The organism is Chryseobacterium viscerum, from assembly GCF_025949665.1.
In the GTDB taxonomy this organism is placed as follows: Bacteria; Bacteroidota; Bacteroidia; order Flavobacteriales; family Weeksellaceae; genus Chryseobacterium; species Chryseobacterium viscerum_A.
This window is the reverse complement of sequence record NZ_JAPDFT010000001.1, coordinates 1,211,946-1,238,769: the sequence shown is the minus strand read 5'-3', so window position 1 is coordinate 1,238,769 and position 26,824 is coordinate 1,211,946. Positions and strand designations below refer to the sequence as shown.

Sequence of the window (26,824 nt, the reverse complement as noted above, 5' to 3'; positions counted from 1 at the left end):
CATGCCAAAAAAGACATAATACACATTTCTGTGAAAACTTTTTTCTTTATTATTTAGTCCAATTGATTTTTGAGTGTTTCACCTCAGCAGAGCTGGTTCCGATCATAATATCAAACTCACCTGATTCCCAGTCGTATTTCAAATCTCCGTTGTAAAATTTAAGCGTTTCAGGAGTAATATCAAAAGTAACTTTTTTGGATTCTCCTTTTTTCAAAAATACTTTCTGGAAACCTTTCAGTTCTTTTACCGGTCTTGTAATGCTGCCTACCATATCTCTGATATACAACTGAACCACTTCTGCTCCGTCATAATTACCATTGTTGGTTACAGTAACAGATGCCTGAACGGTCTGATCTCCTTTTGGATTGGCATTAGACACTGCAACATCAGAATATCCGAATTTTGTATAGCTTAAACCAAATCCAAACGGATACAACGGTGTATTACATTCATCCATATAGTTGGAACGGAATCTTTGATACTCACATTTATCAGTCAGTTCCTGGCTTAAAGGGCGACCTGTATTTTTAGCATTATAATAGATTGGAACCTGTCCAAGACTTCTTGGGAAAGTCATCGGAAGTTTTCCTGATGGATTTACTTTTCCGAAAAGAACGTCTGAAATTGCATTTCCTGCTTCAGATCCTGCAAACCAAGCATTAAGAATAGCATCCGGTGTATCTTTTACATTGGTTAAAGCTAATGGACGTCCCGTAAAAAGAACCATAGCAATTGGTTTTCCGGTTTTCTTTAATTCGTTTAAAAGATCAACCTGAGATTGAGGAATTGTAATCTCCGTTCTTGAAGATGATTCACCACTCATTTCCGCAGATTCTCCGATTGCAAGAACAATAACATCCGCTTTGTTTGCTACATCTACAGCTTCTTTTAATAATTCTTCTTTTGAACGGTTGTCTCTGTCTGTTTTCTTACCGTGGGCAGCATAGATGTCTTCTAACTTAGCATCATAATCAATATTGGCACCTTTAGCGGAAAGGAATTTTACTTCTTTACCATAGTTGGCCTGAAGCCCCTGCATCAGGTTTACTGCTTTATCATGTTTTGCAGCAACACTCCATGTTCCGGCCATGTTTAATGAATTGTTCACCAATGGCCCTATTACTGCAACAGTTCCTGACTTTTTCAAAGGAAGTACCTGATTTTCATTTTTCATTAAAACCATAGACTGAGCTGCAGCACTTCTTGCAATATTTCTGTTTTCCATACTGAAAACTTCTTTTGCTGCCAGTTTTGCATCTCCGTGTTTGTACGGATTATCAAATAAACCTAGGTCATATTTTGCTTCAAGAATCCTTCTTGTCGCCATATCAATTTCAGCTTGTGTTATTTTCCCTTCAGATAAAGATTTTTTTAATGTGGTTAAAAAACCTTCTCCTACCATATCCATATCAACCCCTGCTTTCAGAGCAAGCGCAGAAACCTGCTGAAGATCTCCCATACCATGGTCTACCATTTCATTGATTCCCGTGTAATCAGTTACCACAAAGCCTTTAAATTTCCATTGATTTCTTAAAACTTCAGTCTGAAGCCATCTGTTTCCGGTTGCAGGAACTCCGTCCACTTCATTGAAAGAAGCCATCACGGAAGCTACTCCTGCATCAACAGCCGCTTTGTAAGGTGGGAAATATTCGTTAAACATTCTCACATGGCTCATATCAACCGTATTGTAATCTCTTCCTGATTCACCTGCTCCGTACAATGCAAAATGCTTTACACAAGCCAAAATGGTATTTCCAATTGATAAATCTTTTCCCTGATAGCCATACACCATATTTTTTGCAATTTCACTTCCCAGATAAGGATCTTCACCGGAACCTTCGGAAACTCTGCCCCATCTTGGCTCGCGGGAAATGTCTACCATTGGAGAGAACGTCCAGTTGATACCATCAGAAGAAGCTTCTTTTGCTGCTACTCTCGCCGACTGCTGAACCAGATTCATATCCCATGAGGCTGCTAAACCTAATGGAATTGGGAATGTTGTTTCGTAACCATGAATAACGTCCATTCCGAAGATCAAAGGAATTTTCAGACGGCTGTTTTCTACAGCTACTTTCTGAACAGCTCTGATTTTTTCTGTTCCTTTTATATTGAATAGTCCACCTACTAAACCCTGTTCAACTTTTTTACCAATATCTGAGCTTTTAGCCAGACCTGTAGTAAAATCGCCGGAACTTGGTAAATTCAGCTGACCGATCTTTTCATCCAATGTCATTTTAGATAAAAGATTATCCACAAATGCTTTCTTTTTAGCCTGATATTGAGCCGTCTGATAAGACTGAACGGGCTTCGTTACCATTTCCTGTGCGGAGAACACAGGAGCCAATGCTAAAGTGGCAATTACAATTAACTTTTTCATAAATCTATCTTCTTAAATTATTGTTTTTATATTTTTATTTTTAATTCGATGAGTTTATCTTTCGATCATTGTGTGACAGGTTATTTTCCTTTCTTTTTGGACAGCATCCATTCATAAAACTGCGGGTTTGAATAGGCCGAATCCCATGAGTTGTGATTATCATTCGGGAAGATAACCAATTCTGCAGATGGATTTACCGGATGTAGTTTTTGATAAAAATTAAAAGCATTGGCAGGCAATACAATATCATCCATGCCGCCATGAAATATTTTCATATTCAAATCCTTAAATTGGTGAATATTGGCCGTCATTACCTGATCTGTAGGAGCACAAACCGAGGCTACTGCTGCAAACATTTCAGGATGCTCCATGGCAAGCTTCAAAGTTCCCCATCCTCCCATAGAAAGTCCGGTAAGATAAATGCGGGATGCATCAATTTTATATTTTTTCTGAATTTCTTTAATCAGATTGTATACCGTAACGGTATCCCACCATGTTCCTTCCGGACATTGAGGTGCCAGAATAGCTACTGGTTCTTTGATCAGGTTCTTATAGGTAAACGGGCTGTGTGCTTTGACTAAATCAAGGTTAGTTCCACGCTCTCCTGAACCGTGAAGAAAGACTATTAATGGTACATTTCCTTTTGCATTCTGCGGGTAATCCAGAATGTAAGATATCTTTTCCGGTCTTTTAATTTCTTTATTAAGTTCTGCTTTTATTTCCTGCGCATTCATTTGTAGTGAAAACGGAAGAAGTAAAAGTAGAATATGCTTTAATTTTAGGTTCATATTGTTATTTAGGTTTTGGCTAAAGCCAATGGATTTTATCTTTTTTATTTAAACGGACTAAAGTACGTTTCTATTGAATTATTTTATTCCATATTTGGCTGACTGGAAGCTTAATTTCTTCAATCCCTGTTGAATTTCCGGAGCATTCATAAACAGTTTCCAAAGGAATCCAGACCTGTAGTTTTCAATCATTGGTGCTATTGTTCCCTGATCTATTGCCAGATACCTTGGTGTAAACCAATTGTTGTAATTGATAGAAGTAGCATCATAAGGACCTGCAGATCCTATAAATTCAGGAGTTTGGGTATAAATAAATCTCAGGAAAGCCATTGATTCTTTCGGAGTGTAAGGAAAACTGCTCAAAGCAGCAGTAGGTGTTATCACACCGTTGTCATTACTTGGCATATGGGCAGTATATCCTGTGCTTCCATCCTCGTTTCTGGTATAGCCGGCTGTTAATCCCCAATAGTTGGGTCCGTAACCTTTCCATTGTTTTGGATTTTCAACACAATATTTGTAGTCTATAAGCGTTTGATTTTTATTGATATCAAAATAGTTTTTCACGAGCTTATCAGATAAATCTGTAGGATCCAGTCCGATGTATGAATATTGTGCCCAGAAAAGCGGTCCGCCATATTCTTCTGCATAATTATGTTTTACGTACAAAGGCAATCCGTATTTTGTCTTGTCTGTAAGGTAGGTTCCGTTTCTCGTCCAGCCTTTGTAGTACGTTTCAGCATCAATGGAATAGGTAGGTGAAGACGCTGCCAGAATATAAGTAATAAGGCATTCATTATATCCTTCCAGAGGAAAATTCATTTCCCATTGGTATTCCGGTGACCAATGCCAGTAAAGAACTTTTTCGCCTCCTTTTGTATACCAGTTCCACTGAATTCCTTTCCATAGCTCGTCACATTTTGCTGCCAGTGCTTTTTCTTCTGCATTTCCGTTTTTAAAGTACTCACGGACCATCAGTATTCCTGAAGTAAGGAATGCGGTTTCTACAAGATCCCCGCCATTATCTTTTTTACCAAAAGGAACCGTCTTTCCGGTTTCCCCATTGATCCAGTGCGACCAGGCCCCTTTGTGACGGTCTGCCTTAGCCAGGAAATCCATAATATGAGTAAGCCTTTTTACGGCTTCTTTTCTCGGAACAAATCCTCTTTCTGTTCCCACCAGAATGGTCGCCAGTCCAAAACCTGAACCTCCTGTAGTGATAACGTGTTTATCATTATCCGGGTAGATATTATCTTCATGGTAACGCTCTCTTCCTAGCATTGAATGAGGTTCTGCATAATCCCAGAAATACTTTAGAGCATCTTTCTGTACTCTGTCCATCAACTGTTCATCAGTAATATTATTTTTTACAGTTTCAATTTTTCCCGCTTCCTGTTTGGCCACAGGAGCATTTTTACAGGAATATACAAAGAATAAAGAGGTGATAGCAATTGATAATATGTTCCTTTTCATGAGATCTCTTATTATAGGGTTCTAAAAGAAGAGGAGAACTTTCATTCTCCTCTAAAGTTTATGGTTTATTTAGTATCCAGGATTCTGGGTAAATAGTCCTGTACTTTCATTCATCGCATCCAATGGAATCGGGAATAATTCGTTCTTCCCAGCTTTGAATCCATAAGGAGCAAGCACTGTAGCCGCTTGTCCTGTTCTTACAAGATCTACGAAACGATCACCTTCCAAAGCAAGCTCTACTCTACGTTCGTGCCAGATTGCTGTTCTAAGTGCAGATTGCGTTGCAGCTGTAGTTCCCGCTAATTGAGCTCTTGTCCTTACCTTATTAAGGTTAGTTGTTGCTGTGGAAGTATTCCCTAATTCGTTAGCAGCTTCTGCATTAATTAAAAGAATCTCAGCAAATCTTAATATTCTGATATTCTGTCTTGAACCATAGGCACAAGCGCTATTGTTCAGAGCTTTTGGAACATATACTTTTTGGTTAAATGTTGTTACAGAGTTTGGGTCTCCCATTGCAATAAGGTCACCTTCCGGAGTAGTTTCCCCATTTCTAAGAATAGTAAGTTCTTTTCTGATATCTCCCGGTTCAAATGCATTTTCCAATGCCTGAGAAGGTGTAAAGAATCCCCATCCGAACTGGTTTCTCACTCCCTGTACTTCTGCATATTGGCTTCCTCCGAATTGAGTAGAACATTCACAGTTTACTTCAAATACAGATTCTTTTCCAAATTCACCTCCAATTCTGAATACATGGTTGAAGTCAGGATCTAAATCATATCCCATAGACATCACCTGATTAGAGGTATCATATGCTTTCTGCCAATCTTTTTTATACAGATATACTTTTGAAAGCAATCCTAAGGCAGCTCCTTTGGTTACTCTTCCAAGATCTCCCGCAGCATAAGTTTGAGGAAGAACATTTGCAGCACTTGTAAGATCTGAAATAATAAAGTTATAAACTTCTTCTGCAGAATTTCTTGGGATCTTATAAGTAGAAGGAATTCCGTCAAAGATTGGAACCCCTCCATAGATTCTTAATAAGTTAAAATAGAAATAGGCTCTCAGCATTTTTGCCTCTGCAACCAATCTTGTTTTTAGAGTAGCATCCATTTCAATTTTCGGAACATTTGTAATCACCTGGTTACATCTGTTTACCGCCTGCCATTGTCCAATCCAGTATCCTCTTACTCCGTCATCACTTACTGTATAAGTAAATTGATCATAAGCATTGATAAATGATGCATCTCCAGGGTTAGAGCCTTTCACAACATCATCTGCAGGCACTCCAAATATAAATTGATATGGGAATGCCGAATTTTCCCAACTTCTTAAAAACACATAGATAGCATTCGTTGCCTGCATTGCATCATCCTGAGTTTTGAAAAAGGAATCCGCTTCTGTTACTCCTTCCTGTTTTATATCCAGATAATCGTCTTTACAACTTATCACAAGTGAAAATAAAGCGATGGATAAAAATATTTTTTTCATGTTCTTCTAATTAAAATGTTAAGTTCATACCGATTGTATAAATGGCTGAAATTGGATAAATATTATTATCAACCCCCATTTGCACTCTGTCCGTATTCATGATCTCCGGAGAGAATCCAGTGTATTTAAAACTTGTCCAAGGGTTCTGAGCACTTAGATACAATCTAAATTTGGTAAGCAATAAAGATTTTGCGAAATCTTTAGGTAAGTTATACCCCACAGTAATATTTCTGATTCTGAAATAGCTTCCATCTTCTACAAAGAAACTACTTGGAAGAATAACAGACTGGTTGTTGGTAGTCATTGGATATGCATTAGATGTTCCTGCACCATGCCATCTGTTGTTATAGAAATCAAGATCCCAGTTTTCATTTCCATAACGCTGTTCACGGTTGTAGTTATAAATTTTGTTACCGAATACCCCCTGGAAGTCTACAGCAATATCAAAATCATGAACACTTAAATTAACTCCGAATCCATAAGTTCCTTTTGGAATTGGGCTTCCTAAGAACGTTTTATCTCTGGTATCAATAACTCCGTTTCCATCCATATCTGCAAATTTAAGCCATCCTGCTTTTGCTCCGGTTTGGCCAGATGCGGCTGCTTCTGCGTCCGTTTGGAATACACCTGTTACCTCATATCCATAATATGCTCCTACTGGCTGTCCGTTTTGCAGTCTTACAATAGAGTTTCCAAATAAACTTGCTCCTGTCTCAAGGTATGAACCTTCATATACTGATGTGATTTTATTTTTAAGAGTGGTAAGGTTACCATATACTCCTAACTTTACCTTATCTGAAATTTTAGTATCATAATTTACAGAAACTTCAAAACCTCTGTTATTGAATGAATACGCATTGGTAATAAAGTTTTTCCAGTTGCTTGCACCTGAAACCGTTCCTTGTACAACACCATAAACTACGTCTTTAGTATCTTTATCAAAATAGGTTGCATCAATTTTCAATTTATTATTGAATAAACCCATTTCTAAACCAATATCTCTACCCGTTGTAGTTTCCCAGCCAATGTTTGGATCAATTACTCTGTCAATAGTCTGTGCAGGAGCTCCTGAATTTCCATAGTAGGCACCTTCTTTAAGGATTGTAGTTCTTAAGGTATAAGCTCTTGTTACATCCGGATTACCCAGTTTTCCCCAGCTTGCTCTTAACTTCAAAAGACTGAATACATTCTGATTGTTCATAAAGTCTTCTTTGGAAATCACCCATCCGGCACTTACCGCAGGGAATACTCTATGCCTGTCTCCTGATGAATATTTTGAAGTACCATCCCTACGAACAGATCCGTTTATCAGATATTTTCCTTTATAATCATAGTTAACTCTTGCAAACATAGATTCAATTCTGTCCTGATAAGGTACTACATCATATCCTTCTACGTCCTTATCAATCATAATGATATTAGTCCCATTGAAAATATTCATAGAAGCATTAGTCCCGTCATAATTAACGTTAAGTGCTTCTAAATAAGTCTGAGAATAGGAATTTCTTGTTCTGGAGAAACCAGCAAGAATTTCAAGATTATGATCTCCTAATGATTTTTTCCAGCTTAATGTATTATCCCAAATATAATTTCTGTTTCTTGAATCTCTTGTAATCAGTTTATTAGGCTTCTGATCAGAAACAGGAACATAATTAAATGTAGGTGTATATTCGTAAAGATTTGTATTATAGTTATCTGTTGTATAACTTACTCTTAAAGTAAAATCTTGTAGGAATTTATATTCAGCCCAGACATTGTTCAATAATCTTTCCTGTCTGTTCTGAGAACGGTATAAATCTAATACAGCACGTGGGTTTGGAATAGAATACCCGTTAAAGAACTGATAATCTCCTGTACCAGGGTTCATCACAGAGAAAATAGGAGGTGCATTATAGGCGTTCAATAAAGGATTTTTTGCCTGATCGGTACGCATTTTAGAGAATGTGAAATTATTCCCGATGGTAAGATTGTCAGTGATCTTATAACTAAGGTTTAACTTAGTGTTAAGTCTGTTAAATCCTGATCCGGAATTGATACCTTGTCCTGCAGCAATATTTCCTTCATCCTGAAGATTTCCTATGCTTGCATAATAATTAAGTTTACCTAAACTTCCTGAAGCTGAAAAGTCATTAGAGTTAATGATACTTGTTCTGAAAATTTCTTTAAACCAATCTGTATCTGCAGGAAAATTTGCCCTGGAAAGTGCACCATTAAGATTCCCATTATCATTCATCAGCTTTTCATTATAAAGCTCAATGTATTGATCAGAATTGGTCATTTTTGGAACATTGGTAACCTTCTTGATTCCAAGATAAGAATTGAAATTAAATATTGGTTTACCTCTTCCTGTTTTTGTTTTAATAATCACAGCTCCGTTAGCAGCTCTTGCACCAAAGATTGCTAAACTGGAAGGATCTTTCAATACACTCATAGATTCGATATCCTGAGGACCAAGGAAAGAGATGTCATCAGTGATCATTCCATCAACGATGAATACTGTTTTACCAGTCAAGGAACCTACCCCTCTGATATCTACTCTCGGTGAACTTCCCGGAGTCCCGGAATTCAAAATCTGTACACCAGATAATTTACCCTGTATTGAACTTATTGGGTTAGCGTTCGGTTTATCAGCAAGGTCCTTTGCAGAAACCATTCCGATACTTCCCGTAACGTTTTCTTTTTTCTGAGATCCATATCCGATCAAAACTACCTCCTCGATCTTCTGCTCTTTAGCAGTAGTATCTTTTGGAGTAGTCTGAGCATTGACGTTCATACCGAAGTACAAAACAGCAATGAGACATGAATACTTTAAATTACTTTGTTTCATATAGTTTCAATTTTATTCAAATAAATTCAATTTTGTACCTGTCTCTAAATAGTGGAGTTATTTAAAATCTCAAAAAAAGACATTAGCCAAAAATAGAAAAAATATTGTACAATGTTAAACTATCTTAAATATTTAAAAATTACAGCATTTTATTATATGAAAATTGACAAATGTTTAAATTTTATAATTTTATAACTAAAATTATTATCAATTATCTAACATTTTATTAATCATAAATTAACATTTTTAACGTAAAAAATCACCAAATCCGGGTCTGAATTTAATATTTTGTTAAATAGAGAATAGTAATTACCTTTGGTGCAGTTTTTGAGAAAAAAGCATTTAGAAATAAACAATAAAAATCAATGAAAAAATATATCATTGCAGCCGCTCTTATTATAGGAACCGGTGCTGTTATTACCACCAGCGTACAATCATGTACAACATTGGCCACATCAGACATGGGGCTTTCTATTATTAAAAGAATTCTGCTTAATGGTATTGATAAAGGAATGGGTATCTACGGAAACAAGGAGGCCTTTCTGCAGAATAATATGGTAGACAAAGCGCTTCCCAAAGAGCTAAGAGACATCAACTCTATGCTGGAAAAGGTTGCTCCGTCGCTGGTTGCTAAAGAAAGAGATTATATTGCACAGGCAGCAGCATATACGGTAAATACTTCAAAACCTATTCTGGAAGGAGCTGTCAATAGTCTGAATGCTCAGGATGTAACTAGAATTATGCAGGGCACTACTGCAACACAGGTTCTGAAAGAAAAAACATCTCAACAGCTTATTTCAGCCATCGCTCCCAAAGTAGATGAGAAACTGAATGAATACGGGATTGTAAAAACCATCAACACCGCATTATCGGGAAGCAATCTTCTGGGCAGTCTTTTAGGCGGAAATAAAAACACGGTCAATTCAGGTGGATTGAGCCAGCTGGCTTCTGAACAATTGGTAAACGGGTTATTCAATATCATTGAAGATTACGAGCATCAGAACTCCAAATCTCTTCTGGGACCATTTGGAAAATAGGAGAAATTTCGTTATATTTATATTATATTAATAATTGCAGATGGATATATTACAAGGAAATCAACACGCAAATCCTGAAGATTTTTACAAGTCTTTAAAGGATAAACTGGAAGGTCATCATGATTTTCCGGAAGATTATTTATTTAAATTTATTATTCCTACAGACCAGTCAAAACTTACTGAAATATACAGAGTTTTTGACGGCATTAAATTTACACTGGGAAACCGCGAAAGTAAAAATGGAAAATACACTGCCTGCAACATCAATGCATTTGTTTTGGATGCAGATCAGGTTGTGAATATTTATAAAGAAGTAGCAAAAATAGAAGGCGTTATTCTATTGTAAAAAACAGAAACCGTTTCATAGTAATGAAGCGGTTTTTTATTATTTAAAACATAAATAAAAACACTATGAAAATCCAATTGATCCTGTTTAATATTATTTTAATCACATCTGCAACAAGCTGTGTTCATAAAAATAATAGTGAAAATACAATAACGAATATCAACACAGCAGTGCAGCAACAAAAAATTGAGCAGATTCAGTTAGCGGAAAGAACAAGAGGGTTCAGTAAGAGCATTCTTTTTACTCCTTCATCAAAGACAACAAATACAAACGAAGAGATCGCTAATGCTAAGATATCTTCTGCTGAATGGAAAGCTGTTTCCCGGCTTGCACAAACTCTTGACTTGTCTAAGATATCAGATCTTAAGTCCCCTACCACAGGCAGACATTCTGACCGTGCAATGGCCGCTTCCATTATTATTACTTCCAATGGAAAAGAGTACACTTCTTCAAGTTTTGATTCCGGCCACCCACCAAAAGAACTCAAAGCTTTATATAATGCAATCAATGGAACTGAGAAAACAAAAAACCAATAAAATAAAAATCCGCTCTTTTACAGAACGGATTTTTTATTGATGTATTTATTATTTTTCAATAAAGAATTTTACATTTTCAATTGGCCTTCCCAACATGGCAACTGAGCCTTTTACCAGGATTGGCCTTTGTATCAGAGATGGATTTTCAGAGAGAATCTTCAGCCATTCTTCTTCTGAATAATTTTTATCTGCATAATTCTCAATATACAGCTTATCTGTTTTGCGGATGATATGAAAAACACTTTGGTTAAGCTTTTTCAATACGGTTCTGATTTCAAGAATACTTAGCGGATCTTCAATGATATTAATGATCTCAAAAGGCACTCCATTTTCGTCAAGATACTCGAGTACGGCATTTGATTTTGAACAATTCCCGTTATGTAAAACTTTAACTACCATGATATAATTATTCAAAAAATTTAATTCTCTTCAACAAATTTAGGAAGAATTCAACTGAGTCTGTCTTAATATTCTGATAAAAGTATGTTAAAACAATCCGTGAAGTTCTGCTTCAATTTTCTCCAGAATAAATCCGAAATCTTCCGGTTTTTCTACAAAATCAAGATCATCCACTTCTACAATCAGAAGTTTTCCTTCTGTATAATTGGAAATCCATTTTTCATATTTCTGGTTCAGCTTTGAAAGGTATTCAATACTGATAGAGGCTTCATATTCACGTCCTCTTTTATAGATTTTTTTAACCAGATTGGGAACATCAGATTTCAGATAGATCAGTAAATCCGGAGCTGATACAAAAGACTTCATCAGATCAAAAACCGAGGAGTAATTATTGAAATCTCTGTCTGAAAGAAGATTCATATCATTTAAATTTTCCGCAAAAATATGGGCATCTTCGTAAATAGTACGATCCTGAATAATGTTTTTACCACTTTCTCTGATCTCCTTTACCTGACGGAACCTGCTTCCCAGAAAATAAACCTGCAATGCGAAACTCCACTTACTCATATCTGAATAAAAATCTTCCAGATAAGGATTATGATCTACGTCTTCAAATTGTGCATCCCATCCGTAATGCTTGGAAAGCATCGTTGTCAAAGTTGTTTTTCCTGCTCCGATGTTTCCTGTAACTGCAATATGCATAATATTCTTTTTCCTTGTATTTACTGATTAGTTGATAAGTTTTTCGATTGCTTCAGTCTGAACTTTAGAAGTATCTTCAATCAATTTCTGTAAGGTATTGTCTGAAGGCTTCTCTACTGTATTCTCATCAGGTTTTTCTTCAGTCTTTTCTACTGGTTTTTCTGTAGACTGCTGCAGAGACTCCGGCTGAGCTTCGAGCTGTTTTTGCTGTTTGGCTTTCTTTACTTTTTCAAGGCTGTAAAGATAGAGTTTGTTCCCTTTGATTGCAAAATAAGAGAGGATGTTTTTATCCACAATTTGTGCTTCCTGATCTTCAAAAATGGTGGTCATTCCTTTTTCCGGAACATATTGTGAAATGAAATTACCGGCAACAACAAGGATTGCATCATTCTCTCTTCTAAAGCGTTTTCCGTTTTCTAAAGGGGCTTCAAAAAGTTTTTCAAATTTCAGGCTGTAAATCCTGATATGTTTTCTTGTTAAAATATAGACCTTATTTTCATAGATCAGCATATCCATCATATCTTCAAAACTGATATCAAAAGGATATGAGTTAATCGTGGTATCATTTCTGAAATTGTACTGTATCAACCGTTTTGTACTGTCATCCAAAAGCCACAGCTGCTGCAGATCTTCGGCATAGGCCATTCTGATGAAACCAAATTTCTGCTTAAAATCAAGCTTTTGAATTTCATTCATATTCTGATCTACAAACTTCATTTCCTGAGCGTTTTCAGAGAATAAAGGTACATTCAGGGGATTTTGTACGTTCTGTACTTTATAGGGAACAGTAAGCATCATTTTTCCAATCTGCTTTCCTAAAGAATCATATTTGGTAAAACTAAAATCTTTGTTTTTATAGATATACAGATTTCCGTAGTCATCGGCAAGCATATCTTTAGCTTCCTTCAATTTTAAAGTATCTAAAGGAATGATATTCTGCGCAGAAAATGTGCAGAAAGCAAAAGTCAATATCAGATATAGTAATCTCAAAATTCTTTTTTACTAAAGATAGCGTTCCTCATGGAACGCTACCAATTTACATACTTTATTTTATTCAGATAGAAATTGTTATTAAACTTTTTCTTATTTAATTACAACTTCATAAATTTTCGGCCAGTTCTTTCCTGTTACCAGCATATTATCGCCTTTGAAAGCAATTCCGTTCAATACATCATCACTTCCTTTCGTGTTCTGTTTGGCAATTTCCGTGAAATCAAAAGTTCCCACTACTTCACCATTGGCTGGATTAATTTTTAAAATAATAGGTTTCTGCCATACATTGGCATAGATAAATCCGTTATGGTATTCCAGCTCGTTCAATTGATCATAAGCCTGAGCACTACCGGCAACAGCGATATATTTAATCAGTTTTGAGGGGTTATTGACATCAAGGAAATATAAAAGTTTACTTCCGTCAGAAGCAATCAGGTTTTTGCCGTCATACGTCAGTCCCCAGCCTTCACCCAACACATTGGGATAAGCAAATTCTGAAAGCAGTTTCAAAGAGCTTTTATCATAGACATACCCCTTTTTGCTCTGCCATGTCAGCTGATATACTTTATCCCCTACAATGGTACTTCCTTCAGAGAAGTCTTCCTTGGCCTGTTTGGTAGAAGCAAGCGGAGTTGTAGTTCCCAATGTATATTTTAGAATCTGGGAAGATCCGTTCTGACCGTCACTTTCATAAATGGTATTTCCTTCTACCTGGAAACCCTGTACAAAGTTTTTAGGATCGTGGGGATATTCTGCTACAATCTGGTAGGGAATATTTTTTTCAGGATTTTTTGCAAATACATTGATGGTTGCATCCTGATTCAGTACTTCTCCTCCTTTTGTTTTAACGTTGAAGGTAACAGCATTATCACCTAATGTAAAAAATTTAGGATCAACGGTTAAATCTGTTGTTTCTTTATCTCCGAAGCTGATGGTTACACTTTCTGCATTCTCCGTTACCTCTTTCGGAAGCTCAAGCTTATCTCCAAAATGGTATCCTTTCGCCTCCATTGAATTATTATAAGTGTTCAGTGTATCAAGAATTTCTTTATTCTTGTTACAAGATGCCAGTAATAAAATCGCTGCGAAACCCGCTATTATATTTTTTTTCATTGAATTTCTAAATATTTCCCCAAAAATAGCAAATTTTATTCCGTATTGCCAATATTATCTATGGGTTCACCAAATTGTAGTATATAACCGTTGTTGTCATAGATCGCAAATTCCCTCATTCCCCACTCAAAAGATTCAATCTCATAGCAGACTTTGGCCTTTGTTTTAAGGTCTTCCCAAAGCTCATCCACCTTATTTACATTAAAATACAATGAACCGGAAAAACCGATTGAAATATTTTTTTCATATTGGTTAGGCCGAGAAAGCATGATGTATATTTCATCTTTACGAAGCGAGGCCCATTGCCAATCATCATTCCTGTCCATTAGGGTAAACCCGAGAATATGCATATAAAACCCTATGGTCTCATCAAAATTTTCTGTCCAGAGAATAGGACGAAGTGCAGTAAACTGTATCATGACTCCTGTAATTCAAAGGTATTTTTATGGATTTTCATATTAAGGGAAGTCCAGGTTTCTGTATCAATCTTCGCTTCACTCTTCACTTCAGGATCAAAGGCAAAACCTACTTTCCGGTAACATTCAATAGCTCCGGTATTCCAGTCATAAACGTTCAATTCTGCAGTTTCTTTATCAAAATGAGTGAAACCATATTTCAGAAGTTCCTGCATTACTTTTTTACCATAGCCTTTTCCTCTGTTGTTTTCATCCCAGATCAGAATTCTTCCCAGCAGAAATGTCTTTTCTTTTAAAAAAATCTGAGCATGGCCAATAGTAGTTCCATTGTGATCCGTAATCGAAAACAAGGTTCTGTTTTCATCAGACAAATCGGTTTCCAGCTGTTCTGCTGTAAGCGGAAAACGATATACGGGTCCGGCAAACTGAAGAAGCATTCTTTCATCTTCTATTTTTGAAATCAACAAAGGTGCATCTTGAATGGTAAAGGGTTTTAATGTAATCATGGTCTACTTTTCTACATATTCTTTTAAACTTTGTCCTAAAATAGTATTCCAGCCTTGGGTAAAATTATCTCTTGAAAAACCTTCTCCTAAGTCTTTGAAGTTTTCAATTCCTTCATGAGTAAGTTTTACAAGAGTCTGTCCGTCCTCGGGAAATAATTCCCAGGTTACAACGGTTTTTAACGCTGAAAAATCAGGATATGACCATGTGTGTTTTAGTTTTTGATTGGGTATTATTTCTAAAATTTCACCCTGATGATGGTATTTATTTTCCCCTCCAGGTTCGTAGAAATTAAATTCTTTTCCTATTTCTAATACAAAATCCCGGATATCAAAATACCAGGATTTCATTTCATTTTTATTGGTCAATGCTTTCCATATTTTTTCAGCCGGCGCATTTATTTTGTACTGAACAGTGATTGGTGTGCTCATATGATTGGTTTAGCATGTTTAAATTTAAACATTTTGTCTGAGATATTTTAACTACAAAAGTCACAAAAGAATTTAGACTAAGATGAGCCTGCATCTGTAAAAACTTTTGTGACTTTTGTGGTTTATTTTTAAAATTTTAATTATCCATGTGAAAATCCGGTGATCTTCGCTTCATCAAAATCCAGCTGCATTTCAATGGTTCTCATCACATGGTCGTCAAATATCTTTTCTCTTTTCATTCTGTGCAGCTCGTTTCTTTGTGCCTGAATGATCTGGCGCAATACATCTTTGTTTTCATTGATTGCCGATACATAGTCTCCTGTAGAGGCCATACACTGGGCTTTGTCTGCCATCAGCATCATTTCATTTTCCAGCTTATGCTTTTGATGACGTACCAAGCTGTTTGTAACTGCCAGTTCAGAAAAGTCATTATCCAGTTTGTGTAACGCTGTTTCTTTTAATTTTCGCATCAGGATCACTTCCTGTTTTTCTTCCGGCAATTCACTTCCTGCGTCCTGAATATTCAATAATTTCAGGATTGGGCTCAGCAATAATCCTTGCCCAACCAGCGTAATCAATATAATAACGAAAGTTACAAATAAAATGATATTTCTGTGTGGAAATGCCTCTCCGTTTGGTAAAAATGCAGGAATTGATAATGCCGCAGCCAGTGAAACAACTCCTCTCATAGCCGCAAAACTGATGATAAATGGTTCCCGCCAATCCGGTTTCGGAACTTTTAACCTTAATTCTTTAGAGCAGACTCTTGGGAAATACATCAACGCATAGCTGTACAGAATTCTTGTACCGATGATAGCTCCACCAATTACTACACTGTAGAAAATACCTTCTGAAATAGTGTATTCTTTCATTCCTTCCACTACGATAGGAAGTTCAAGGCCTATCAGAATGAAAATAATTGTATTCATCAGGAATATCAAGACACTCCACACATTTCCGGACTGTATCCTTGAGGTATGGCTCAAATAACAGTGTGAATTATAAGACATCAGTAATCCTCCGGCCACTACTGCCAGTACTCCCGAAAAATGGAAATGCTCCGCTCCCACATACATAATATACGGCACAATAAGGGTAATAATGGTATCGATATTAGAATTGGTAGGAATAATTCTAAGCAATGCACCAAATAAAAAACCTACCGCCACTCCCACAGCAATTCCTCCGATAGCCATCGTAAAGAAATCCTGAACAGCATCTCTCCAGATAAACTGTCCTGAAATAACCGCTGCAAGGGCAAACTTAAACACAATTAAACTGGATGCATCATTGATAAGACTCTCCCCTTCCAGAATATTGGTGATTTTTTTAGGAATTTTCATATGCTTCAGCACCGAAGTGGCCGCTACAGCATCCGGTGGAGAATTGACACCTCCCAGCAAGAATCCCATTGCTACCGTAAGCCCCGGAATAATTGAAGAAGAAAGATAAGCCACAACGATGGATGTTAAAAACACCAATCCAAAAGCCATCGAAAAAATCTGTTTTCTCCATTTATGAAAGTCCTGCCATGAAGTAAACCAGGCGGCTTCAAACAAAATAGGCGGCAGGAAAATAAGGAAAACAAGATCAGGTTCTATTTCTATACGTGGCATTCCCGGCACAAAGCTTATGAGCAATCCTGCAATCACAAGAAAAATCGGGTAAGCGACTTTTAATTTCTGGCCGATCATTACCAATATCATCACAGACAGCAGTACTGCAATGGATATTATAACATAGCTGTGAATCATTTTAAGTAAGTTTTTTTAAGTGTTATTTTTTATTTAAAAATCATATCCAAACCTATAAGGTTTCATTTATACTCTAAGTCTAAATCCTTTTTGCTTTACAATTCTACTGATAGATCATAGAATTAAAGCACAATATTATTCTTTGGAGTAATGGCTGGCGGAAGATCAGATTCATCCAGCATATCTCTCATATCAATTTCTATAGTACGGCTGATCTGAGTGATTGGAACATCATTGGGACTTCCCTCAAATGGATTTACAGAAGCCTCCCCTACACTATCTAAGGTATGAAAACACCAGGTCACCAGTAAAGAAAATGGAATATTAAACCATAATGTCCACCCTTCTACTATGGTTCCGTCTCCTAATTTATCAAGCTCTTTCAGTAATCCGAAAGGCACGAAAACAATGAATAAAAGCAAAAGATAAGTCGTGATTGAAGAGAAGTTTCTTGGATACGGAAAGTTTTTAATTCTTTCAGCTTTTCCCTGATTATCTGTAAACTTTACCAATTGCTGATTGATTTGTGTCCATTGAAAATCATTGAGATCTCCTTTTTCATAGGCTTCAGACAGCGCTTTGCTCTGTTTTGCCATCAATTGCGTTGCTCTGTTCTTTTTGCTTAAAATATACCGAAGCTCAGGTTCAGAAAGGTATTTTTTCAATTCTTCATCCAGTTTGGAAAGTCTCTCCGGAATATCATACTTTTTAGCATATTCATCAAACTGATCTGTCCCCATGTTTTCCCATGCTCTTGGTTCACGTAGCTGAAATCTCAAAGCCGTAAGCCATGCATAATGACGAAGAAACATTTCTTTTACCTTACCCGAATCTTTGGAAAGCAGTGCATCTCTCAGAATATATCCAAAGCTACGGCTGTCATTGATAATGGCTCCATAGATCTGCCTTGCTTCCCAGAGTCTGCTGTAGCTGGCATTATTTTTAAATCCAACAATAAAGGCTACAGCTGTTCCCATAATAGCAATCGGCTGCCACGGAACTGAGAGAAATTTCCAGCCCAGAAAGTACAGAACTGTAGGAATAGCTGATAATACAACCAGAGCATAAATACTGCGTCTGGTCCAGATAATGAACTCACGGGCTCCAAATCTTTTTCCTGAATGCATAGGTGTTTATTTTTTGTGTTTATTATTGTTATTTTCCAAATAATGGCTTTCATCAAGCATTCAGCATCGGTTACGATCAGTTTTTGGTAAATGGAATATTATTATAAAAACCAATCTGAATCTGCCCGCGGTTTCTGTTCTCCTGAATCTGGTTCATATAACCTGCTTCAATCCTCATATTTTTATTAATGACATATCCTAAAGCTCCATACACTCTGTTTCTGTCGAAAACCGGACTGTCGAAGTGCAGAAATATCTCGTTATATACAGATGCATAAAGGGTTTTTGGCAACATCTCTTTTTGAGTAATCGGAATATTTACCCCAAGCATATAGCGAAACCTCATCCTGAAATCATCTTCCAGAAAACGTTCTTCCAAACGGTAACGGTGCTGAAGATAAAAACGTCCAAATTTCTGCTTGGTAATATACTGCTGGAAAATTCTATGTTCTATATTTTCTTTTTTCTCTCCGTTTACATAAGGCTGACTCAGAATAAAACCATATCCTAATAAAACATTGTTATTATTTTCTGTAAGATCATATCCAATTCCTGTACGGATAAGTAATTGTTCCAGATCTCCAACCGCATCAAAATTACGGTACTGAATTTCATTATGCCAGTTCAGCTTCTTACTGATTTTATTATTTCCAAAATACATATACCATGCTCCCAGATCATTTTTTTGAGCAAATGTCAATATGGACCCAAAACCTAATACTGTGAATGCCAACTTCGTAAAAACCTTTCTCATGCTTACTAATTACTATTATCTATCGTTTTTAACAAAATTAATAATTTAAATCAATAATAGCAAATACTATTTCACAACATGACTTACAGAAAACCGAATGCAAAAATTTCTATCCGGCATTTTCTAAAAGATTATTCTGGAACCTTTTCTGTCAGTACATTAGTTTCATTTCGGTCAAAATAAGTACAGGTCATTGCATGAAGATCCATCTTCCAGCCATTGACGCCGTTTTCTGCACAGTCATTACAGAAAGTCATATAATCTGTTCCTCCCTGCTGGTGAAGTTTAAGCCTCAGTTTAAAGTTTTCAAGATTTAATTTTCCTGAAACAGTAAGTAGACGATACTTGCTTCCCGTCTGGACAGATTGATTTTCCTGATTAAAATATTCTGTATTTCCGTCAGAGACGTATGTTGTATAATGAGAAACTCCTAACTTTTTTATAGTCTGAATATAGGCAGGAAAATCAGCGCCGCTTTTCACTTTCTGATGCTCGGTTTTAATGTCCTCAATTGTAAATTTCATCATTTTATATTTTTTGTGTTAAATGTAAAATCTTCTATCATTTTATTATTCTGATATACTCTTTCCATCAAATTTAAAAATTTTTGGGATGCAAATGGATATCAAATAAAAAAACCGACAATGCAATTGCCGGTAAGTTCTAACTATATTTTAAATACAAAATATTAATTTTATGGATGCTGCTGCATTTTAGCAGGATCATCATAGTTTACCATCCAGTTGATCCCGAATTTATCACTAAACATTCCGAAATAAGCTCCCCAGAAAGTATCTGCCATTGGCATTGTTACCTGCCCTCCTGCAGAAAGACCACCGAATAATTTATCAGCTTCTTCTTTAGATTCTGCATTTACAGAAATAGAGAAATTGTTCCCTGCTTTGAAATTGGAAGACCACTCTCCTCCTGTATCGCTTCCCATCAATATTGTTTCTTTAGAGATCGGAAGTGAAACATGCATGATTTTGTTTTTGTCTTCTTCAGGAGTTTCTTTTCCTTCCATTGGAGGCATTTCTCCAAATGTTCCGATGTAAGGGTATTCTCCTCCGAAAACAGATTTATAGAAATCAAATGCTTCTTTGCAATTTCCATTGAATGTCAGGTAAACGTTTACTGTTGCCATAATTGTTTTGTTTTTTTAAGTTTAGTTTGTATTTTTATTAAGGTTTTTCAGATAGAGCTTTTAATCTTGAAAGTCCTTTCTGATAGTCTTTTCCGATAGCATCTTCCATGTTCATAAATAGTTTCATCAAAGTAAACGGATAAGGAATCTGTGATGTAAATCCCCATGTTGCTTTGCTTCCGTTTCCTTCCGGGACTACTATTACATAAGCGTTTGCTTCACTTTCATATGGAGTAAGAAATTGGATTTCCGTATCAATTCTTTTACCTGCTTCATCTACTTTTTTCACTTCCTGACAACCTTTTCCTGCATTTTCATTTTTACTGTCCCAGCAAACTTTTTCTCCTTGCTGCCCCGTTGTGCCTGTCCAGTCTTTTTTCATATTAGGATCAAGGTCATTCCATGGGCTCCATTGATCCATTGCTTTAAGGGTATTGGTATTTTGCCATACTTTTTCTACCGGTGCGTTAATAGAAATCGTTTTTTCATATTTGCAATATCCTGAAACAAAAGCCGCCACCACTAACAAAATGATTAATAATGCAACTAAGAATAATATAATTCTTTTAAATATTCTCATCATGAATGCTTTTAATTATTATCTGTGCTGATCTATAAGAATCATATTTCCATCGGGATCTTTCAGGTAAATATGTTCAGGTCCTGAAGTTGTTTCATCAGCTTCTTTTCCGATTTCGACTCCGCTTTCTTTTAATCTTTTCTGAATTTCACGTACATCTTCAAAAGATTCAAGGTTCTGTGCATTTTCGTCCCATCCCGGATTGAAAGTAAGCATATTTCCGTCAAACATTGCCTGAAAAAGTCCTATCAGTGTAGACCCGTTTTTCATGATCAGGTAGTTACTTTCTGTAGTTCCTGCCATGGTTGTAAAGCCAAGTTTCTCATAAAAGTCCCTGGATTTCTGAAGGTCTTTTACACTTAAGCTGATTGAAAATGCTCCTAATTTCATATTTTCTTTGTTTTTAAAGCGAGTTTATGTCCTATGAAAACCAATCCCCAAACGAAGATTCCTAAAATCCAGAACCACATTGGAGTAGGTAAAGATGCCATCATGTAAATGGTCATCAGTAAAAAAATGCTTCCACAGATTACAGCTGCTGTAGATTTTCCGTTATTAGAAATTTTTGAGGCTGTAAATCCGGAAACAATCGCTGCTAAGGCATAAGCCAGAATGATAAAAAAAAGTGCCATAAAAGGAGCATCATTAATATACACCTGCAGAGCCTTCATATCTCCGGCAGCCGCTGCTGCCGGAGGAGGATACAGATAATGTCCTATTTTTTCTACCACTGTAATGCAGATGGAACCCACAATAATTCCAACCACCACAGCTAATATTCTTCTCAGCATGATTATTGGTTTTTTAAATGGGTCTTAAATTCTAGGGTTCCGTCATAGCTTTTCCAGTCTCCTATAAGTTCAATATATTGCCCTTCAATTTTTTCTGTTTTCTTATTCCACTTAAAATTATAGACAAATCTTCCCTTAAAAAGCCCCGAATGTTTTCCTTTATTCTCTTCTGCCAACTCATATTCTCCAAACACGGTTCCCTGTTTTCTGGAATCTTTATATTTTGAAATGGTAATTTTACCTTCAAATTTTGTGTAGTTGGTATCCACAAGAGAATATCCTGAAACAAAATACTCCTGATCATTCTTTTTATTCTGTTCAGAAATATTGATCTTAAGTTTCAGTTCCTGGCCTTTGTTTCCGATAGTTCCCAGATAAGGTTTACTGTTGTTCAGCCACGTATTTGAAATATCCGGCATCTGCCCCAATGCAAAATTGGCCGCCAGAAGGAAGAGTAATAAAAGTTTTTTCATGCAGTGAGTTTTAAACGCCAAATTGTGACAGATGGTGGTTCAGGTGTTTAGCAAACATATTGTTCCACTCCTGAGCTTTTAGTTTTCCGAAAGAAAAAGATTCTTTCCCATCAAAAGCTTCTGCCCCCAATTGCTGTGTCTTTTGAATAAAACCAATCAGTCTTGTTTTTTCTTCGTGAAAGTTTTTTCTGGTTGTCACCAAAAACTGTGGAGCCGTAGGAGAATCTCTTGGATATGCTTTTTCTCCCACTACTTTAGGTTTCACAAAGGTTTTTAATATAAATTTTGCAATAGATCCCGGTTTTTTATGTTTTTCCGGCTCATAAATCATTTCATAGGTGATACAACAGTGTGCCAGCATCTGATCTACCGTCATTTTCCCCCATAAACCATGGGTATCTTCTACCAATTTATTTATCCTATCAATATAATTTTGAGCATCTTTTGCATCAAATACATTTTCCATATAATTTCTATTTTACTATGGACAAATATATCAGTTTTTTTGTTTGATTTTATCGTTGGGTGAAAAAATTGAGTGTTGTTGGTTGCGGGATTCGGGGTGCGAGGTTACGAGTTGATAGTTGGTCTGTTGCTGGTTGCTGGTTTGTGATTAAGTGTAGGGATAAAGGTTGAGGGTATTACATGGGGTAAGTTACGGGATGCGGGGTTATGGGGTGTGGGTGCTTGTTTCAAGGGTACAGGATTTCGGGGTGTAAGAATCTGGAGTTTGGGTGGTGCGGATTGTTTTGTTTTTTGACTTATTTCTTGATGTTATTATTTTGAATTGTTTAATGTAAAGACTAATAACCACTGAACTCATACAAGCCATAATCAATACCTAATCAACTAGAAACTAGAAACCAACAACAAATTAACTAGAAACAAGCAACCAGCAACCAAACTACTCAATCTCCTCAGAAGCATTCTCAACCGCAATTTCCTGTGGCACGGCTTTTCTGAAAATAAACCAGAGTTTGATCTTTAAAGCAATCCAGCCTATAACAGCGTATACTACTAAAAGAATACTTAAATGTTTCAGGTAAGGGAATGTAAGTTCTACGGAACCTTTCTGAATCAATAAGATTTTGAAGGCCTGTAAAAAGGGAGTTAACGGGATAATATTGGCGATAAACTGAACAAAAGCAGGCATCGCACTCAATGGCCATGTAAAACCACTGATGATGAAGGCCGGAGAAGCAATAACCATAAGGATCTGTGTAGCTTTCAACGCATCAGGAATCAGAATGCTGATGAATACTCCCAAAAATGAAACTGATCCTACAAAAACTGCTGTCAGAAGAATAAAGTTGAGTATTCCTTCCGGCATTGGGACCCTAAAAATCATATGCATAAAGTAATAAATACCTACAATGAGAATAGAAAACACCCAGATAGGAATGACTTTAATAAGCATGGTTGGGAAGGCCCATTTTTTCATTTTGAGGTATTCTTTCACAAAAGATCCTCTTTCAAATTCAGCAGCAAAACTCACAGCCATAGCCAACAAGATTACTTGTTGTAATACTACCGCCAGCATTGCCGGCCACATGAAGATCAGATAGTTTCCGGTAGTATTGAAAAGGGTTATATAATTGGCTTTGAAAGGTTCATATTGGGTAGCAGCTTTTGCAGTGGGCATTCCTGCTTTCTGGAGTGCTTTGATAGATGCTCCGGCAGAGAATGTCCCTATGGTGAGCTGAAGTGCTTTAGAAGCAAAATTTGCCGTTAAGACATTCCCTGTATTGATGTAAACATTCAGTTCGGGATATTTTTTCTGAAGCATATCTCCTTCAAATCTTGAGGGAATAATTACTACAGCAGCCGCTTCATGCCTGATCACCTCATCTTTGATGCTCAGAGGTTCCTGCAGATATCTGATAATCTTGATGCTTTTATTATCATCCAGCATTTCCGTCAATTGGTTAGACAAAGGAGTATTATCTCTGTCCACTACCAATACGGGAGTATTTTCAACTTTTCCGCTTTTGTAGACAAACCCCAGCAAGGTTGCATAAAACACCGGTGCCAAAAAGAACACTGTTCTTAAGGTAGAATTGCCGATAAAAAGTTTGAACTCACGTTTTAAAAGACGGAAAAATTCTTTCATCTGTAGATTTTTATAGGTGGAAGAGCAAAATGAAATTCAATAGAAGTTTCATCTGCTCTTTTCAATTTATTTCAGGATGACATTGGCATTGACTAAAATACTTTTAGCTTTGTTCATGTCTTTAGGTTTTACTTTGATCTCATAAATAGCATCCTGCAACTGGTAATCAGGGTAGGCCGTTGTAATGTCTGCATACTTTGTAAGCTGTTTGATGTATACAATATTTCCTGTCAAGTTTTCTTTGTTATAAACTACCTGCATGGTCACCTCCTGCCCTTTTTTGTATTTTGAAATAGCACTTTCCGGGATGGTAAATCTGAAATAGGTACTTTCCGGAATATATCCGTTGAACAGAGCGAAACCAGCTGTTGCAAGTTCTCCGGTGTTTAAGCTGATGGTTTCTATTTCCATATCGTTGGTGGCAATGATATATCTTTCGGAGTATGCCACGTTAGCTTCCTGTAAAGCTCCTTTGGCCTGTGAAGCCTGCCCTGCCGCCATTTCTATTTTTTCAAAACGGGTTCCTCTGTTTACATCATCCAGTTCAGCCACTACAGCATCATATTGTGCTTTTGCGCCTTGTAGTTTTGCATAGATTTCGTCATGAGCCTGTGGAGACATTAAGCTGTCACGGAACATATTATTTGCTCTTTTGTAAGATTTCTGGGCAAATTCATATTGTTCTTTGAGCCCTTTATATTTGGCCTGAAGCTGTCTCAGCTGATCGGCTGTAGCTCCGTTTTTGGCCATTTGTTCCTGAGCTGAAGCTGCACTTACTGCTCCTTGTGCCTGTGCAATTTTTGCTGAAACCTCCGGTACATCAAGCTGAGCCAAAGTATCTCCTTTTTTCACAGTTTGCCCTTCGGAAACATATATTTTTAAAATTCTTCCGGTAACTTTTGGGGCAAAAGAGATCACATCTTTTTTAGTCTTTCCTTCAGGATCTTTGATTTTTTCATTTTTTTTGTCACAGCTCCCCAACAAAAACAGAGCAGCGAAGAGTATAGATATATTTTTATGCATCATTTAAATTTTTAAGGGATTAAATAAAATTTGGTGATATCCAGTTCCTGGGTAGACCTCATCAGTTCTATTCCCGCTCTCCTCTGGTTGAAAATGGCATTCTGATATTCAAGTTCTGAAGCTTCAAGATCGTTTTCGGCATCAATAAGCTGTGAAGATTTGCTCATTCCGTATCTGAATTCTTTTTCTGCCTGTACAAGTGCATTTTTTGCCAGTTCTTTTTCTTTGGCTTTTAAGGTAATCTGTGCGGACGCAATATCATAATTGGTTTGATTATTCGCCAGATTCAATGTCAGTTTTTTCAAAGCGTCTTCTTTCTGGTTCTGTAGTACTTCTTTTCCTACTTTAGCTGTTTCTTCAGCATGCTTTCCTTCTTTACCGTCAAAAATCTCCCATTTAAAACCTACTCCTGCCGTAATCAATGGAAATACGTTGATATTATTAGGTCGCCAGTCCAGTTTTTTTCCTTCATATCCAAGTATGGGAACTGCAGGAATGATATTTTCCGAGGACTTGATTCTATTTCCGTACAGACCAATATAGTAAGCGGAAGCCATCAATTGTACTTTAGGAATCATCCATGTTCTTTCAGCCTTTATTTTATAGTCTGCTGCACTTATACCATGTTCCAGTGCACGAATTTCAGCTCTCTGTTCTATTCCTTTTTCTGCAGCCAGCAATTCTACAGGAGATAATATGGGATCAATCATTCTGAGCCTTTCTCTGTCAATTCCTGTTAAAATATAAAGCTGGGTAAGAAGCAGTTCTTTCTTCCCTTCATATTCTACCATTTTGGCATTTAAAGTAGCTTGAGCCAGTTCGATTTTCTTATGATCGTAAGGCGTAATCAACCCGTAACCGAGCGCTTTATCTGCTGTTTTTCTATTGATATCAAGTCTTTTTTTACTTTCATCCAGCACTTTTTTAGACTGATGAATCAAGGCCAGCTGATCATACGCTCTGGAAATACCGGCTATAACTTCATCTTTTGTTTTCTCCAGCAGAATATCTTCAGATTTCTTCTTTTCTTCAACAGCTTTCTTCATGTACTTCACCTTCCCTCCTGAATACAGAAGCATTTTGGCATCTGCCTTGGCAATACCTGAAAATCCTGATACATTGAAGTTATTGTTAAAAGCTCCTTCCGGAATATTGATAAAGGGAGCGAGATTGATTTCCGGTGACGTAAGTCTTGCTGTTCCGTTGAGATAGCCGGCTTTACCACTCAATTCCAGGGTTGGAAGAAAGATATCTTTGAGTTTGTGTTCGTCAAGATCGGTAAGCTTGTTTTGGGTAACCTGCATTTTGAGGTTCGAATCCCGAACCATAGCACTATCCAAAAGTTCTTTAAAATCCGGCGCAGACTGTGCCCAGCCAAAAACGGGGAAAGCAAAAAAACTAAACGTAAAAATCAATAAATTGTTTTTCATGGTTTATGTTTATAACAAATATAATGCAAAAAAAAGTAAAATCATTAAAGATAATTCTACAATATGGTGAATTTAAAGTAAGTTTAAAATATGTTTAAGTTCAAAAGCTTATAAAATAAAGTTTTGCCCAATGCGTTTAAATATTAATTAAAAACTAAAAAATGTTGAAAAAATATTTAACTCTACTTTTAGCATTGAACCTTTAGTGTAT

The 26,824-nt window shown here is 36.6% G+C and carries 28 protein-coding genes; 3 read left to right on the top strand and 25 right to left on the bottom strand.

All coding sequences use genetic code 11. From position 1 onward, the window contains the following. Positions 1-49 precede the first annotated feature (49 nt). From bglX to OL225_RS05540, 5 genes are all read right to left on the bottom strand, one after another. Positions 50-2,377: a beta-glucosidase BglX gene (gene bglX / locus OL225_RS05560; protein WP_264517568.1), complete on the bottom strand. Its 2,328-nt coding sequence runs from the start codon at positions 2,375-2,377 to the stop codon at positions 50-52. A gap of 80 nt (positions 2,378-2,457) precedes the next feature. After that, on the bottom strand, positions 2,458-3,165 hold the full coding sequence (locus tag OL225_RS05555) for a prolyl oligopeptidase family serine peptidase (RefSeq protein ID WP_264517567.1): 708 nt from the start codon (positions 3,163-3,165) through the stop codon (positions 2,458-2,460). A 78-nt stretch (positions 3,166-3,243) separates the two neighbouring features. After that, complete coding sequence (locus OL225_RS05550) at positions 3,244-4,635, bottom strand: glucoamylase family protein (protein ID WP_264517566.1); 1,392 nt, start codon at positions 4,633-4,635, stop codon at positions 3,244-3,246. Between the two features lie 69 nt (positions 4,636-4,704). Next, positions 4,705-6,123, bottom strand: coding sequence for a RagB/SusD family nutrient uptake outer membrane protein (locus OL225_RS05545; protein WP_264517565.1), 1,419 nt, complete (start codon positions 6,121-6,123; stop codon positions 4,705-4,707). 10 nt (positions 6,124-6,133) lie between these two features. Further along, positions 6,134-8,950, bottom strand: coding sequence for a SusC/RagA family TonB-linked outer membrane protein (locus OL225_RS05540; RefSeq protein ID WP_264517564.1), 2,817 nt, complete (start codon positions 8,948-8,950; stop codon positions 6,134-6,136). 365 nt (positions 8,951-9,315) lie between these two features. Between OL225_RS05540 and OL225_RS05535 the strand changes: the two genes are divergently transcribed. The 3 genes from OL225_RS05535 to OL225_RS05525 all read left to right on the top strand — a co-directional run bounded on the left by OL225_RS05535 (position 9,316) and on the right by OL225_RS05525 (position 10,869). Further along, on the top strand, positions 9,316-9,987 hold the full coding sequence (locus OL225_RS05535) for a DUF4197 family protein (RefSeq protein WP_264517563.1): 672 nt from the start codon (positions 9,316-9,318) through the stop codon (positions 9,985-9,987). Positions 9,988-10,027: 40 nt separating this feature from the next. Then, positions 10,028-10,333, top strand: a complete 306-nt coding sequence (locus OL225_RS05530) for a DUF493 family protein (protein WP_047378055.1) — start codon at positions 10,028-10,030, stop codon at positions 10,331-10,333. A gap of 65 nt (positions 10,334-10,398) precedes the next feature. Continuing rightward, entirely contained in the window at positions 10,399-10,869 is a 471-nt protein-coding gene (locus tag OL225_RS05525) for a hypothetical protein (RefSeq protein WP_264517562.1), read from the top strand. 48 nt (positions 10,870-10,917) lie between these two features. Here the strand turns inward: OL225_RS05525 and OL225_RS05520 are convergent, their stop codons facing one another. The 20 genes from OL225_RS05520 to OL225_RS05425 all read right to left on the bottom strand — a co-directional run bounded on the left by OL225_RS05520 (position 10,918) and on the right by OL225_RS05425 (position 26,613). Beyond that, positions 10,918-11,268, bottom strand: a complete 351-nt coding sequence (locus OL225_RS05520; RefSeq protein WP_047378056.1) for an ArsC/Spx/MgsR family protein — start codon at positions 11,266-11,268, stop codon at positions 10,918-10,920. 87 nt (positions 11,269-11,355) lie between these two features. Further along, positions 11,356-11,970, bottom strand: a complete 615-nt coding sequence (locus OL225_RS05515) for a deoxynucleoside kinase (protein WP_002977952.1) — start codon at positions 11,968-11,970, stop codon at positions 11,356-11,358. 27 nt (positions 11,971-11,997) lie between these two features. Further along, positions 11,998-12,960 carry a hypothetical protein gene (locus tag OL225_RS05510; RefSeq protein ID WP_264517561.1) on the bottom strand — a complete coding sequence of 321 codons (963 nt, stop codon included), beginning with the start codon at positions 12,958-12,960 and terminating at the stop codon, positions 11,998-12,000. Between the two features lie 93 nt (positions 12,961-13,053). Continuing rightward, positions 13,054-14,076 (bottom strand): glutaminyl-peptide cyclotransferase, encoded by a 1,023-nt coding sequence (locus OL225_RS05505; RefSeq protein ID WP_047378058.1) that lies wholly within the window; start codon positions 14,074-14,076, stop codon positions 13,054-13,056. A gap of 35 nt (positions 14,077-14,111) precedes the next feature. Beyond that, complete coding sequence (locus OL225_RS05500) at positions 14,112-14,495, bottom strand: VOC family protein (protein WP_264517560.1); 384 nt, start codon at positions 14,493-14,495, stop codon at positions 14,112-14,114. Further along, complete coding sequence (locus OL225_RS05495) at positions 14,492-14,998, bottom strand: GNAT family N-acetyltransferase (protein ID WP_047378060.1); 507 nt, start codon at positions 14,996-14,998, stop codon at positions 14,492-14,494. Before OL225_RS05495 ends, OL225_RS05500 begins: the two co-directional genes overlap by 4 nt. Positions 14,999-15,001: 3 nt before the next feature. After that, the gene (locus tag OL225_RS05490; RefSeq protein WP_264517559.1) at positions 15,002-15,427 is read right to left on the bottom strand and encodes an SRPBCC family protein; all 426 of its coding nucleotides are present in this window, start codon (positions 15,425-15,427) and stop codon (positions 15,002-15,004) included. 140 nt (positions 15,428-15,567) lie between these two features. Next, the gene (locus OL225_RS05485; RefSeq protein ID WP_047378062.1) at positions 15,568-17,181 is read right to left on the bottom strand and encodes a Na+/H+ antiporter; all 1,614 of its coding nucleotides are present in this window, start codon (positions 17,179-17,181) and stop codon (positions 15,568-15,570) included. 122 nt (positions 17,182-17,303) lie between these two features. Then, entirely contained in the window at positions 17,304-18,308 is a 1,005-nt protein-coding gene (locus tag OL225_RS05480) for a bestrophin family protein (protein ID WP_264517558.1), read from the bottom strand. 76 nt (positions 18,309-18,384) lie between these two features. Then, positions 18,385-19,062, bottom strand: a complete 678-nt coding sequence (locus OL225_RS05475; RefSeq protein ID WP_052184772.1) for a DUF2490 domain-containing protein — start codon at positions 19,060-19,062, stop codon at positions 18,385-18,387. Positions 19,063-19,193: 131 nt separating this feature from the next. After that, complete coding sequence (locus tag OL225_RS05470; protein ID WP_264517557.1) at positions 19,194-19,589, bottom strand: DUF1398 domain-containing protein; 396 nt, start codon at positions 19,587-19,589, stop codon at positions 19,194-19,196. 167 nt (positions 19,590-19,756) lie between these two features. Next, positions 19,757-20,206 (bottom strand): VOC family protein, encoded by a 450-nt coding sequence (locus OL225_RS05465; protein ID WP_047378064.1) that lies wholly within the window; start codon positions 20,204-20,206, stop codon positions 19,757-19,759. Positions 20,207-20,243: 37 nt separating this feature from the next. Beyond that, positions 20,244-20,789 (bottom strand): SRPBCC family protein, encoded by a 546-nt coding sequence (locus tag OL225_RS05460; protein ID WP_264517556.1) that lies wholly within the window; start codon positions 20,787-20,789, stop codon positions 20,244-20,246. A gap of 15 nt (positions 20,790-20,804) precedes the next feature. After that, a complete protein-coding gene (locus OL225_RS05455; RefSeq protein WP_047378065.1) occupies positions 20,805-21,176 on the bottom strand; it encodes a VOC family protein in 372 nt (123 codons plus the stop codon). Continuing rightward, positions 21,173-21,577, bottom strand: coding sequence for a hypothetical protein (locus OL225_RS05450; protein WP_264517555.1), 405 nt, complete (start codon positions 21,575-21,577; stop codon positions 21,173-21,175). Before OL225_RS05450 ends, OL225_RS05455 begins: the two co-directional genes overlap by 4 nt. 2 nt (positions 21,578-21,579) lie before the next feature. Further along, positions 21,580-22,050, bottom strand: a complete 471-nt coding sequence (locus tag OL225_RS05445) for a hypothetical protein (protein WP_264517554.1) — start codon at positions 22,048-22,050, stop codon at positions 21,580-21,582. Between the two features lie 10 nt (positions 22,051-22,060). Beyond that, entirely contained in the window at positions 22,061-22,516 is a 456-nt protein-coding gene (locus tag OL225_RS05440; RefSeq protein ID WP_047378067.1) for a DUF1569 domain-containing protein, read from the bottom strand. A 438-nt stretch (positions 22,517-22,954) separates the two neighbouring features. Beyond that, positions 22,955-24,160 (bottom strand): ABC transporter permease, encoded by a 1,206-nt coding sequence (locus OL225_RS05435; protein ID WP_264517553.1) that lies wholly within the window; start codon positions 24,158-24,160, stop codon positions 22,955-22,957. Between the two features lie 66 nt (positions 24,161-24,226). Next, complete coding sequence (locus OL225_RS05430; protein WP_264517552.1) at positions 24,227-25,183, bottom strand: HlyD family secretion protein; 957 nt, start codon at positions 25,181-25,183, stop codon at positions 24,227-24,229. A gap of 11 nt (positions 25,184-25,194) precedes the next feature. Next, complete coding sequence (locus OL225_RS05425; RefSeq protein ID WP_264517551.1) at positions 25,195-26,613, bottom strand: TolC family protein; 1,419 nt, start codon at positions 26,611-26,613, stop codon at positions 25,195-25,197. Positions 26,614-26,824: the final 211 nt, after the last annotated feature.